The sequence below is a fragment of the Campylobacter concisus genome, assembly GCA_002092835.1.
GTDB lineage: Bacteria > Campylobacterota > Campylobacteria > Campylobacterales > Campylobacteraceae > Campylobacter_A > Campylobacter_A concisus_K.
Genome location: LVWL01000017.1, coordinates 103,902 through 116,365, shown reverse-complemented (window position 1 = coordinate 116,365; position 12,464 = coordinate 103,902). Strand labels below are relative to the sequence as shown.

Annotated in this window: 14 protein-coding genes and 1 tRNA gene; 4 read left to right on the top strand and 11 right to left on the bottom strand. The window is 36.0% G+C overall.

Annotation, left to right across the window (positions count from 1 at the left end):
- Window positions 1-4 precede the first annotated feature (4 nt).
- From A3835_01770 to A3835_01740, 7 genes are all read right to left on the bottom strand, one after another.
- Window positions 5-80 (bottom strand) — tRNA-Lys (locus tag A3835_01770).
- A 570-nt stretch (window positions 81-650) separates the two neighbouring features.
- Entirely contained in the window at window positions 651-911 is a 261-nt protein-coding gene (locus A3835_01765; GenBank protein ID ORI09037.1) for a 30S ribosomal protein S18, read from the bottom strand.
- Between the two features lie 15 nt (window positions 912-926).
- Window positions 927-1,484: a single-stranded DNA-binding protein gene (locus A3835_01760; protein ID ORI09036.1), complete on the bottom strand. Its 558-nt coding sequence runs from the start codon at window positions 1,482-1,484 to the stop codon at window positions 927-929.
- Window positions 1,485-1,497: 13 nt separating this feature from the next.
- Complete coding sequence (locus tag A3835_01755; protein ID ORI09035.1) at window positions 1,498-1,917, bottom strand: 30S ribosomal protein S6; 420 nt, start codon at window positions 1,915-1,917, stop codon at window positions 1,498-1,500.
- Between the two features lie 77 nt (window positions 1,918-1,994).
- Window positions 1,995-2,993 carry a DNA polymerase III subunit delta gene (locus A3835_01750; protein ORI09034.1) on the bottom strand — a complete coding sequence of 333 codons (999 nt, stop codon included), beginning with the start codon at window positions 2,991-2,993 and terminating at the stop codon, window positions 1,995-1,997.
- On the bottom strand, window positions 2,986-4,905 hold the full coding sequence (locus A3835_01745) for a ribonuclease R (protein ID ORI09033.1): 1,920 nt from the start codon (window positions 4,903-4,905) through the stop codon (window positions 2,986-2,988). Before A3835_01745 ends, A3835_01750 begins: the two co-directional genes overlap by 8 nt.
- A complete protein-coding gene (locus A3835_01740; GenBank protein ORI09032.1) occupies window positions 4,902-5,720 on the bottom strand; it encodes a histidine kinase in 819 nt (272 codons plus the stop codon). The genes A3835_01745 and A3835_01740 overlap by 4 nt, the downstream gene beginning before the upstream one ends.
- Window positions 5,721-5,863: 143 nt before the next feature.
- Here A3835_01740 and A3835_01735 point away from each other — a divergent pair, with 143 nt between their 5' ends.
- Genes A3835_01735 through A3835_01720 form a run of 4 tightly spaced genes read left to right on the top strand, consistent with a single transcriptional unit; the run spans window position 5,864 to window position 9,428 of the window.
- Window positions 5,864-6,886 carry a ketol-acid reductoisomerase gene (locus A3835_01735; GenBank protein ORI09031.1) on the top strand — a complete coding sequence of 341 codons (1,023 nt, stop codon included), beginning with the start codon at window positions 5,864-5,866 and terminating at the stop codon, window positions 6,884-6,886.
- Between the two features lie 3 nt (window positions 6,887-6,889).
- Window positions 6,890-8,281 (top strand): hypothetical protein, encoded by a 1,392-nt coding sequence (locus A3835_01730; GenBank protein ORI09030.1) that lies wholly within the window; start codon window positions 6,890-6,892, stop codon window positions 8,279-8,281.
- On the top strand, window positions 8,278-9,048 hold the full coding sequence (locus A3835_01725; GenBank protein ORI09029.1) for a DNA processing protein DprA: 771 nt from the start codon (window positions 8,278-8,280) through the stop codon (window positions 9,046-9,048). Before A3835_01730 ends, A3835_01725 begins: the two co-directional genes overlap by 4 nt.
- The gene (locus A3835_01720) at window positions 9,045-9,428 is read left to right on the top strand and encodes a crossover junction endodeoxyribonuclease RuvA (protein ID ORI09028.1); all 384 of its coding nucleotides are present in this window, start codon (window positions 9,045-9,047) and stop codon (window positions 9,426-9,428) included. Before A3835_01725 ends, A3835_01720 begins: the two co-directional genes overlap by 4 nt.
- A gap of 15 nt (window positions 9,429-9,443) precedes the next feature.
- Here A3835_01720 and A3835_01715 read toward each other — a convergent pair whose 3' ends face one another.
- The 4 genes from A3835_01715 to A3835_01700 are packed head-to-tail and all read right to left on the bottom strand — an operon-like array spanning window position 9,444 to window position 12,412.
- Window positions 9,444-10,244, bottom strand: coding sequence for a hypothetical protein (locus A3835_01715; GenBank protein ID ORI09027.1), 801 nt, complete (start codon window positions 10,242-10,244; stop codon window positions 9,444-9,446).
- A complete protein-coding gene (locus A3835_01710) occupies window positions 10,241-11,263 on the bottom strand; it encodes a tRNA preQ1(34) S-adenosylmethionine ribosyltransferase-isomerase QueA (protein ID ORI09026.1) in 1,023 nt (340 codons plus the stop codon). Before A3835_01710 ends, A3835_01715 begins: the two co-directional genes overlap by 4 nt.
- Window positions 11,256-12,014, bottom strand: coding sequence for a preprotein translocase subunit TatC (locus A3835_01705; protein ID ORI09025.1), 759 nt, complete (start codon window positions 12,012-12,014; stop codon window positions 11,256-11,258). The genes A3835_01710 and A3835_01705 overlap by 8 nt, the downstream gene beginning before the upstream one ends.
- Window positions 12,014-12,412, bottom strand: coding sequence for a twin arginine-targeting protein translocase TatB (locus A3835_01700; GenBank protein ORI09024.1), 399 nt, complete (start codon window positions 12,410-12,412; stop codon window positions 12,014-12,016). The genes A3835_01705 and A3835_01700 overlap by 1 nt, the downstream gene beginning before the upstream one ends.
- Between the last annotated feature and the right edge of the window lie 52 nt (window positions 12,413-12,464).

The window sequence follows — 12,464 nt, the reverse complement described above, 5'->3', positions numbered from 1 at the left end:
AAAATGGTGTCCTGCGTTGGATTCGAACCAACGGCCCCCTCATTAAAAGTGAGATGCTCTACCGACTGAGCTAGCAAGACATTTGCTTAAAAAAGAATTGAGATTATACAAAAAACATTATTACATGTCAAGAAAAGGATGCTTAAAATTTGTTTTTGGCTAATATTAATTGTACGGTTAAGCTGATTTGACATCAATAAGTTTTCAAAATAAAATATATTATAAAGCCTACTTGCAAGATATGCAGACACCAAATGGATGAATATTGGATTTATTTAATAAAATTTATTTATATTTAAGTACCTTGTCTTTTAGCCTCATGTGAGCAGCTATTGCTATACGATAGATGATGCGTGATTCGTGGTAAAAATTGTGAATAATATGGATCAATGATATTGATTGTACATATGGCTAAATAATTTATTTTGAACTAATAAATTGATGCTATAGAGTTATTTAAAGACAGCATATATTTGAGATATCCATCTGAATAAATTCTAATTACCTCGTGTAAGTTAAACCAAAATTATAGATAATGCTTGAAAAATATTTTAAATTGTATTCAATAAATAAAAAACTATAAGAACATAAATCTAGGATATTTAAGATTAGGATTAAACCCCGTTAATAGGGGCTTAATAGTTTAATAATTATAGTCCATCAAAAGGATTTGAAACTACATCTTTGCGATCTACTATGTAAGGTATAATAGCTGCATGACGAGCCCTTTTGATCGCTTTTTCTACCATTTCTTGATGTCTTTTTGATGTGCCAGTTAAACGCCTTGGCATTATTTTAAATCTCTCTGATAAACAATACTTTAAAAGAGAAGTATCTTTATAATCTATAAAATCAATTTTTGCTTCTGTAAATTTGCAATATTTACGTGAATATTTTCTTTTTTCTGCCATTTTCTATCCTTTAAATTAAAACGGTATTTCGTTGTCGCCATCAAAATTATCGGCGTCAATGTTTATATCAGGGATTTTCTCCTCATAGTACTCTTCTTGTACTTTTTTATTTTGTGGTTGCATTTGCTGTCTTTGTGGTGCTGAATTTTGATATCCACCATTGCCATAGCTATTATTTGAACCATTATTTCGTTGTTGCGAGTATGAACTATTTTGATTAAATCCACCTTGACTTTGTCCATTAGCTCCACTATTTCCGCCAAGCATCTCCATATTTTCAACTACGATTGAGTGCTTTGAGCGGTTTTGTCCGTTATTGTCGGTCCATTGATCAAATTTTAATCTTCCTTCAACCAGAAGTTTGGAGCCTTTGCTTAAATATTGATTTGCTATCTCAGCTGATTTGCCAAAGAACGATATGTCAATAAAGCATGTCTCTTCACGTTTTTCGCCGTTAGTATTAAATTTTCTAGTAACAGCAATACCGGAATTTCCTATAGCAGATCCACTAGTAGTGTATCTTAGCTCAATATCTCTTGTTAAATTCCCAACTAGTACTACTTTATTGAACATTTTTTATCCTTGATTATTCTTCTGTAAAAGTTTGCTCGTCTACTTTTTCAACTCTTGGCTCACGTGGTGCTCTTGGCTCACGAGGCTCTTTTTTTATAGTTTGTTTGATACCTTTGCAAAGTCTTTCCCAAGCTGCGATTTCGCGTTTGTTTTCATATTTAACGCTTAAAAATCTTATGATATCTTCAGTGATTCTTACGTTTCTTGTAAGCTCTGCAAGAAGTGCTGGTGGAGCTTTGTAGTAGATAACAAAGTATGTTCCACGCTCATATTTTTTTATGGTATAGGCTAACTTTCTAGTACCCATCTCAACGACAGTAGTGATCTCTCCGCCGTTTTTTGTTATGACTTCTTTTACGAAATCAACCTTAGCTTTAACTTCCTCTTCCGTTAGTGTCGGCTTAAGAATAAATAAAAGCTCATAATGTTTCATTTTTTCTCCTTATGGATATTTAGCTCACTTTGTGAGCAAGGATTTTGCATTAAGCAGGGGTGGATTTTAGCTTAAAATTACTTAATGTTTGCTGTTGATATTAGATGCTGTAAGTTTAAAATGGTAGATAGAACAAAAATTTCTTTATCCATTTTTGTGTTTGTTTTTAGCTCTAGTTCGGCTAAATTTAGAGTTTTAAATATTTCTAGATATGTATTTAAATTTAGTTTTAAACTATTGGTTTTTAGTAAATTTGCGACATTTACAGGCGGTTGATAACCAATTGCCTCATCTAAATTTAAGCGACCATTTATCTTTATATAAGAGTAAATTTTAAATAGCCTAAAAAATGCTTTGTAAAGTGAGTTTAGAAGTAAAATTTCATTAAAATTTGGATCTTCTAGATAGGTAAAGAAGTCGTTTTTTATATCTTTTAGGGCCATAAATTTGTTAAAAAAATCATCAAAATTTATCCCACCAAGTCCAAAAACCAGCCTTTTTACATCATCTTGTTCGATGTGTGTGTTTAGGCTTTTTAGTTTTGTTAGCTCGCTTGCTGCAAGGTATAAATTTTCATTATGCGTAAAGTAAAGCTCATAAAGTGCGTTTTTGGTTATGTTTAGTCCTATTTTGGCTGAGTTTTTGGCTAGTAAATTTATCGCTTCATCTGGGTTTGAAGGCTTGAAAAATCTCGCAAAATTTGTCCCAAAAGCCTTTTGTGTATCAAAAACTAGCTTCATATCGGCCTCATAAAGCTCAAACAAAAAGTAGTTGTCTGGGCTCTTTGAGCAAAGCGAGATGAGCTCTTTTAGCTCTTTTGCTGGGATCTTTTTGTCGCTTTTTACATAGAGGATATTTTTGCCGCCAAAAAGTGACTGTTCGCTTAGGTGAGAGCTTGCTTGCGCGTAGTTGTACTCGTCAAAATAAAGGCTTAATAGATTTGCATCTTCGCTAGAGTAAAAGCTCAAAATTTCTTTGCCGAAGAGCTCAATCTGAAACTCATCCGCTCCAAAAAGCAAGAAGTAGTTGCTTAAATTTGCATTTGTTAAATTTAGCTCCAAATCTTTTCTATACATCGATCTTTCTTACCACTTTTGCAAAAATTTTAGCACTTGCGATGTCGGCCTCTGTGATCTTTACAACAAGCTTTTGAAGTAAATTTGCGCTGTATCCAGTTATAAAAATTCTAGCTCCAACAAAATAATCATCAAGCTTAGCAACCAAGACATTTTGGTTTTCGCTCACGTAGCAACGCACCTCTTTGCCAATGTTTGCTGCTGCCCAGCGTGCAAATTTCCTATCCATAAAGTCGTAGGCTACCTTGTCGGCTTCTCTTTCAAGCTCGCTTAAATTTGCGCAGGTGCTTTGGATATTTAAAAGCAAGAAGTTGTAAAGCTTCTCATCTTTTAAAATTTTAGCCTTTAAGAGCCTGTGTAAAATGAGATCAGAGTAGCGTCTAATAGGGCTTGTAAAGTGTGTGTATCTATCAAATCCAAGCCCAAAGTGGCCTAAATTTTCACTTGAGTACTCAGCTTTTTTTTGAGACTTGATGATGAGTTTATCTATCTCCTCGCGGTTGCCTAGCTCGTCGGCTTTTATTTGGATCTTTCTTATCAAATTTGCAAGGTCACTCTCGTAGGTAAAGTCAAGCCCCAGAAGCTGCAAGTCTTCAAGCAAAGTATCTATCTTTTTAAAATCAGGCGATGCGTGGTTTCTAAAAACACCCTTTGTGATGAGCTTTGCGGCAGCTTTATTTGCTAAAAGCATACAGTCTTCGACTAATCTGTGCGAGTCGGAGTCACTTTCAAATCTAGTTTGCGAAATTTGACCCTCTTCATCAAGACTCATTCTCAGCTCTTTTGTCCTAAAGTCAAATGCATGCAAAAGCCTTTTTTTGCGAAGCTTTGTGGTGAGTTTAAAAAGTGGCTTGATCCATGAAATTTCACACTCTCTTTTGCCTTCTAAAATTTCATCTATCTCGTCGTAATTAAAGCGCCTTTTTGAAAGGATGATCGCCTCAAAAAGCTCCTCTTTTTTTACCTCGTTGTTTGCATCAAGTGAAATTTTAAAACAAAATGCAAGACGCGGCACGTCTGGCTTTAGCGAGCAGATATTTTCACTAAGTGCGCGCGGCAACATCGGCACTGAGATGTGCGGAAAGTAGATCGAAAAGCCTCTTTTTTTAGCCTCGCTATCGATAGCGCTATATGCAGTCACATATTCGCTTACATCGGCAATTGCGACGTAAATTTCGCACTTTTTCTCATCAAAATATATGGCATCGTCAAAGTCTTTGGCATCGACTGGATCGATTGTGCAAAACTCTAAATTTCTTAGATCAACTCTATTTGGATACATGCTAGCATCGACTTCGTCGCCAAAAGCCTTTGCCTCAAGCTCACAAGCCTCGCTAAATTTATCGTTTTTATTATAAATAGCAAGCGAAATTTTCTCATCGCTTAATGGATCGTCTAAATTTCCTAAAACCTCGACTATTTCGTTATTTAGGTTGTTTATTTTAAGTAGCGTCCCAAGAGGAAGCATCTTTAGGCTTTTTTGCGTCGCTTTTAAGGTAGTGCTTAGTCCAGTTTTTAAATTTACACCTAAAATGGCCGCTCCAAAGCGTTTTGTATAGACCACACTTGTCTCATTTGCAAGCTTTAGGCTCATTACTATTTTAGCACTTTGGCGTTTTTTCTTAAGCGGCAAAAGCTTTGCTAACACGATATCGCCAAGGTGAGAGTTGTTTAAATTTTTATTTTCTACGATGATATCTTGCTTGAAGCGTTTATCAAATGGCATGATAAAGCCAGTTGCGTTTTGGCTGATGTCTAGCTTGCCACAGACGTAGCCATTGTTTAGGTAAAATTTATCTTTATGAGAGCTTACGGCACCAAGATTTAAGAGATTTCGTAAAATCTCTTTATCTTCGTTTGAAACTTCTTTTTCCTTGATGCCAACTAGTAGTGATGTTAGAAATTCTTTCACAAATTATCTTTGACTTTAGCAACAGCCATTAAAAACGTATCATGTCCAAAGCCGTATTCGTCAAGAAGAGGTAGGGTATTTTGTATGCTTATATCATCAAGTTGATTAAAGATATTTACAGCTGTTTTTATCACTTTTAGGGCTTTTGCATAGTCTTTTATATGATCTGGTGCCTCTTCTGGATTATTTGAATAGAGTATTGAGCTGCTAAGCTCTGTCTCAAGGTTCCATTGTTCAAAAATTTTAGCTGTAACTTCTTCATTTGACATATCTAAAATTTCTGTTTCAAATAGGGCAAGATCGATTGGGCTAGATATATTTTTAAGTTTTTCTCTAAATTCGACGTCTTGCTTATTTTCAGCTAATTCATGAGCAAGAACTATTTTGCCAATCTCAAGCATAAATGAAGCTGGAGAGAGAATTTCTAAGCTTTTAGGATTAACTTTAGAATGCCAATTGTACATCAGTGCATTTTGTATTATCGAGATATTTAAAAAATCTTGTGTAGTAATGCCATAAGGCTCTAAATTTATAGAAAAACTCTTTTTAATCGTACTTGAAAGCGCAAAACCTCGAATAGTAGCCATACCAAAAAGAGAAATAGCTCTTGCAATAGTTGTAATCTCTTGAGAAAATCCATAAAGTGGAGAGTTTGCAGAACGTAGGATATTTGCTGTTAGCATCGGATCTTTTTCGACTACTTTTGTAAGATCGCTTATTGAGCTGTTTTCATCCGCGTGTAGGCGTTGAATTTGTATAACTGTGTCATCTAGTGGTGGAAGTGCTTTGATCTTTTTAAAAACTGATTCATTCATTGAGTTATCTCTTTTTATTGAATTTTCAGCGTATTTTAGCAAAATAAATTATCATAAAACTTAAAATTAGTTTCTGCACGTTTCAGCCGAATTTTTGCTGGCTAAAGTTATAATTTTGCCAAATTTTAATAATAGGAGTAACAATGGCTATAAGTGTTTATTACGATAAAGACTGTGATTTGAGTCTTATTCAAAGTAAAAAAGTAGCAATCATCGGCTTTGGCTCACAAGGTCACGCACATGCTGAAAATTTAAGAGATAATGGGGTAAGTGTTGTTATAGGTCTTGCAAAAGGCGGCAAAAGCTGGGCAAAAGCTGAAGCAAAGGGCTTTGAGGTAAAAACTGTTAGCGAAGCCGCAAAGGGTGCCGATGTGATCATGATATTGACTCCAGACGAACTTCAAGCAGAAATTTATAAAAATGAGATTGAACCAAATTTAAAAGATCACGCTGCTATCGCATTTGGACATGGATTTAATGTGCATTTTGGTCAAATAAAAGCTCCAGCAAACATAGACGTCATTATGATAGCTCCAAAAGCCCCAGGACACACAGTTAGAAGCGAATTTGTAAGAGGCGGTGGCATACCTGATCTTATCGCCGTTGAGCAAAATGCAAGTGGAAAGGCAAAAGAGATCGCACTAAGCTACGCATGCGGCATAGGCGGCGGCAGAACTGGCATCATCGAGACTACATTTAAAGATGAAACTGAAACAGATTTGTTTGGTGAACAAGCTGTGCTTTGCGGCGGTTTGTGCGCGCTAGTAAATGCAGGCTTTGATACGCTTGTAGAAGCTGGATATGAGCCTGAGATGGCCTATTTTGAATGCTTACACGAGCTAAAACTAATCGTTGATTTGATGTATCAAGGTGGCATGGCCGATATGCGTTATTCTATCTCAAATACCGCTGAATACGGTGATTACGTAAGCGGCGTAAGAGTGGTTGGTGAAGAGAGCAGAAAAGCTATGAAAGAAGTTTTGAAAGAGATTCAAAATGGCAAATTTGCAAAAGACTTTATCCTAGAGAGAAAAGCAGGATATGTTAGAATGAACGCTGAACGCGGTATAGCTGAGAGAAGTTTGCTAAATCAAACTGGCAAAAAACTTCGCGCGATGATGCCTTGGATAACTAACGGCAAACTTATAGATCAGAATAAAAACTAAGCCTTGAGCGAAAAAAAGACTACAAAGAAGCGACCTACAAAAAAGAGTGCAGGTCGCTCTCACAATAAAACCTATCTTGGTATAGGTATTATCGCGGCAATTTTGATAATAGCACTTAGCGTGGCTCTTAGTATAAAAAATAATGGTGCAGAACAGATAAGCAAAGCAAATGAGCCAAAGATAGAGAAGCAAATTCTAAAAAAAGCTGAGCCAAAGATTGCTAGTAAAGAGAAAAAGCAAGAGTACGAAAAGAGAAAATACCCTCTAAAATTTGATGAAGATGAAAATTTAAGTAAAATTTTTACCGATCCTAAGCATAAAAGTGAGCTTGCTTTAAATTCAAAAGTTGAGCCAAAAGAGCAAAAAAAGATAGCTGAAGTAAAGAGTGAAGCCAAAAAAGAAGAGATAAAAAAAGAGCAAAACGATACTAAAAATTTACTTGCAAGTTATAAAAATACAGAGCCTAGTGTAATAGAAAATGAACAAAAGATAGAGCCATTTTATAGCTCAAAAACCGAACAAAAAACCGAGTTAAAACCTCAAAATTTTGAAGTAAAAGTCGATCAAAATAAAAGCACTGAAATAGAAAAAAAAGAAAAATTCAAAAGCGAGAACACAAAAGTCGAGTCAGCTAAAAAAGCTGAAAATTTAACTACCAAAAAGATAGAAAAAACAAAATATGAAGAAAAGAATATAAAAAAAGATAGCTTTGAAGCGGTACCTTTTACGCCAAATGCCAGCATAAAAGGGCACGCAAAGCTCGTTATCATAATAGACGATGTGGCGACATTTGAACATGCAAGTATGATAAAATCACTTGGCCTAAAAATCACACCGTCTATTTTTCCAGCGACAAAGACTCATCCAGACACTCCAAATATCGCAAGAACATTTGAGTTTTATATGATACATCTTCCGATGCAAGCGAAACACTTTGATAGTCCAGAGATAGGCACTCTCACGATCAACGAGAGTTTTGAGAGCATGCACGAAAAGATAAAAAGGATACGCAAAGACTTCCCGCGTGCAAAATATACAAACAACCACACAGGATCACGCTTTACAAGCGATTTTGACGCTATGGATAAGGCATATAGGGCGCTGATACAGCAGGGCTTTGTCTTTGTTGATAGCAAAACTATCGCTCAAACCGCAGTAGCAAGAGCTGCAAAAAAACATAATCAGCCATACATTTCAAGAGATATATTTTTAGACGACGATCCATCGGCTAGTGCTGTTAGGCGTGAGCTTGTGGCTGCTGTAAATTTGGCTAAAAAAAGAGGCTATGCGATCGCCATTGGACATCCAAAGAAAAATACGATCGCAGTGATAAAAGAGAGTAAAAATAATCTTTTAAAAGATGTTGATGTGGTTTATTTAAAAGATATTTTATGAGACTTGACTTTATCCCAGAGCCACTAAATAGACTAAAAAATCCACCAAAACAGCTAAATTTTATCGGAGATACTTCGCTTTTATCCTTACCAAAGATCGCGGTTGTTGGCTCAAGAAAGGCAAGTGTTTATACAAAAGAGTGCGTTACGGCACTTTGCGCAGCACTAAAAAGTGCAAACGTCTGCGTGGTAAGTGGTGGAGCAATCGGCGTTGATATCACAGCTCATAAAGCCGCTATGCCACGAACGATTGGTATTTTTGCGAGCGGACTTGACACCATCTATCCAAGCCAAAATAAAGTGGCAATAAAAGAAATTTATGAAAAAGCCTTGGCTCTTAGTGAGTATGATGAAGGTGAGCCGCCACTTGCTTATAGATTTTTAGAGCGAAACCGCATAGTTGTGGGGCTTTGTGAAGCTCTAGTCGTCGCGCAAGCTGATCTTAAAAGTGGCTCTATGCAAAGTGCAAGGCTTGCAAACGAGCTTAAAATTCCAGTTTATGTACTGCCACAACGCATAGGTGAAAGCGATGGGACAAATTTTTTGCTTGCAAATAAAAAAGCCGAGCTTATTGATGACTATCATAAATTTGCTTCACTTTTTGGTGAGATAAAAGAGCAAGAAAAAACTAGTGACGAGATTTTAAAATTTTGTAAAAATGGTGTAAGTCTTGATGAAGTTTTAGCAAAATTTGGTGATATCATCTATGAGTACGAGCTTGAAGGGCTAGTTGAAATTTCAAATCTAAGAGTAAAGAGCTTGCTATGAGAGAGAAATTTATGGCTATTGATGTTGGGCTAAAGCGAATAGGACTTGCCTTTGGTTTTGGCGAGATCGTGACTCCGCTTGAGCCAGTGCTTAGAAAAAATAGAAATCAAGCCGCAAGAGATGTGAACCAAAAGGTAAATGAATATGCCCCAGATACGCTAGTAGTGGGTGTGCCAATCGGCGGTAGTAGCGAAGATGAGATGAGAAGACGCATCGAGCATTTTGTTTCACTTCTTGATGTAAAGGCAAATATTGTCTATCAAGATGAAGCCTTTAGCAGCAGTGAAGCTAGTGAAATTTACGCCAATACAAAGCGAGATGGTAGGCTAGATAGCATTTCAGCCACTATTATTTTAAAAAGATATCTTGGGATAAATTAAAAAGTAAAAATCGGTCTATTTCTCGAGTGAATTTTTAAAAGCTAGCTGAAAGCTATCTGTGCTAAAAGGCTGCTTTAATACCGTGACATGATTTGGCAGATCGTTAGCCGACTCATCGTTTTTGCAAATGGCTACGATACGAAAATTCTTAATATTTTTAAACTCAAGTATATCTTCTAGCATCGCTTCATTTTTTAAAATTTTACTATCGATAAAGATAACAAATGGGGTAAAAATAGAATCTTTTATATGTCTCATTAGATTACTAATGTCGTTTTTACCGATAACCTTTAGACCTAAAAAATTTATCTGAGCACTAATGGTGTCAAACAAAGCATCGTCATCGCAAGCAACTAAGATATTTGTATTTGTTTGATTTTTGATATTTATTTGTCTTTGGATGGCTCTATCGCCCGTTAGTGCCGCGCTAAAAGATATTAAAAATTCTCCATCATTATGAGAGATCATAGATTCATTTGCTTTTTTTAGATAGTCATTTATCTTGCTGAGATAATAATGACTTGGTCTCATTACGCTATGGCTAGATTTTATCTTAATGTCAAAATGTACAGATTTGGGACTATAATTTTTAAGCTGAAAGAGAATATAAATGTCTGTATATTCGGTAGAGTAAAGGAAAAATTTGCAAATATTTTCAAGTGTTTTTATGAGATTTGTAGCATCAAATTTTAAAAACCTTGGATAACTTGGATCGTAGCTAAAAATGATGGAATTTTTAGTATCTTGCGCATCTTGGTATATGGCACTAAGGAAAATTTCCATTCTGTTTATGATATCGATAGGCTTATCTTTCATATTATCAACATTCCGTCGCCGTATGAGTAAAATTTATACTTTTCATCAACTGCCGTTTTATAAATTCTCATCGTCTCTTCAAGCCCTATAAAGCTGGTAACTAGCATTATTAGAGTTGATTTTGGTAGATGAAAATTTGTAAGAAGGTAGTTTTGTCTAATTGGTTTATTATTTAGGTTTAAAAATAACTTACAAAAGCCGCTTACTTGCTTGCTCCTTGCAAATTCTTCAACACATCTAGTAACCGTCGTACCAACGCCAAGGATTGGTTTATTAGAATTTATAATCTCTTGAGCTTGCTCGCTTAGCTCGTAAAATTCTGAGTGCATTTTATGGTCATTTATATTTTGGCACTCTACGCCTTTAAATGTCCCAGCGCCAACGTGAAGCGTAATGTAGGCTACTTCATGCTTTGCTTTTATCTGCTCTAGCATTTGTTCACTTATGTGAAGGCTAGCTGTCGGAGCTGCCACTGCACCACTATTTTTGGCAAATATGCTTTGATACCAGCTCTCATCATCCTTTGTATCGGCTCTTTTAATGTATGGCGGAAGTGGAACATGACCGAACTTTTCAAGCTCACTAAAAAGGTGAACATTATCAAGCAAAACGCCATTTTGCGTAAAATTTACCACTCTTGTGCCATCATCATTTAGCTCAAGCACATTTACTTTTAGATTATCAGGAAAATTTAAAACACTACCAGCACTTACTTTGCCTCTTATATAGATGCTAAATTTATTTTCGCCTATGGGCTGGTTTAGCATCACTTCGCAAGCCCCGCCGCTTTCTTTTTGTCCTAAAATGCGAGCTTTGATAACTTTTGTGTTATTAAAAATGACCGCTGCGTCCTCTGGGATGAGGCTGGAGAGATCTTTAAATTTGTAGTGTTTTATCTCTTTTGTATTTTTAAAATAGACAAGCAGTCTTGCCTCTTCTTTTGGCAAAACTGGCTCCTTTGCGATGAGCTCTTCTGGCAAAAAATAATCATAACTTGAGACGTCGTTTATATTACTCATCGCTTGCTACGTCGCTGTCTTGTTCTTCTTTTTCGTCTTCATCGTCGCTCTTGTTAGCTCTTTTAGCGACGAATATTGAAATTCCATAAAGTCCGATGAGTGGTAGCGCCATTAAGACTTGACTTATCACATCAGGTGGTGTAACGATAGCTGCAAAGATAAAGATGATAACAACAGCGTATCTGAAGTAATCTTTTAGCATCTTGTCATCGACAAGTCCGATCTTTGCTAAGAAAAATGTAATGACTGGTAGCTCAAATGAAATTCCAAAGCCAATTAGTAGTTTTGCAAAAAAACCGACATACTCGCCAATGCTTGGTAGTGCCGTAAAGAGCTGGCCACCAAAATTTACCAAAAATGCAAAGCCAAGTGGGATGACCACGTAGTAACAAAATGCTGCCCCGCACGCAAACATAAATGAAGCTGAGATGACAAATGGGATCACATATTTTTTTTCATTGTCATAAAGTCCAGGAGCGACAAATAGCCAAAACTGCCAAAAAATGATAGGTAGCGCGATCACGACACCAGCAAAAAATGCAACCTTCATCGCTGTAAAAAATGGCTCTTGAATTTGAGTGAATATGATATTTGAGCCAGCTGGTAATACCTGTTTTAGCGGTTCGCTCATCCATGCAAGCAGTGGGTTCCAAAATGTAAAGCAGATGCCAAAGCAGACAAAAACGCTTACTATGCTTATAAAAAGTCTCTTTCTAAGTTCGATTAAATGGGGTCTTAGCTCTTCAAACATTACGCCTCTTTTTTATCGTTTAAGATCGCATCTTTAACTAAATCTGTTGGATTTTGTATATTTTCTACCGTTTTTTTGGTATCGCTTACGACATTTTGTATATCGTTTGTGATATCATTTGCGCTTTTTTTGATCTCGTCAAGCTCCTCAAAAGTAAGCTTTTTACGCACACTTTGCGTACTTTTAGTTATGCTTTCTTTATATTTTTGAGCATCTTCTTTTAGCTCAGCTATCTTCATTTCTTGATCAAATGTTGATTTTGCGTCGTTTATGCCTTTTTTAAACATTTTTAGAAATTTTGCAATCTGAACCATCGCGCTTGGCAGCTTGTCAGGACCTAAAACTAACACTGCAATAATAGCGATAACTAAGATTTCAGAAAAACTCATTCCAAACATTTTTGCCTCTATTAAATTTTATTTAAGCTTTGTATTTTATCTTGACTTTGCT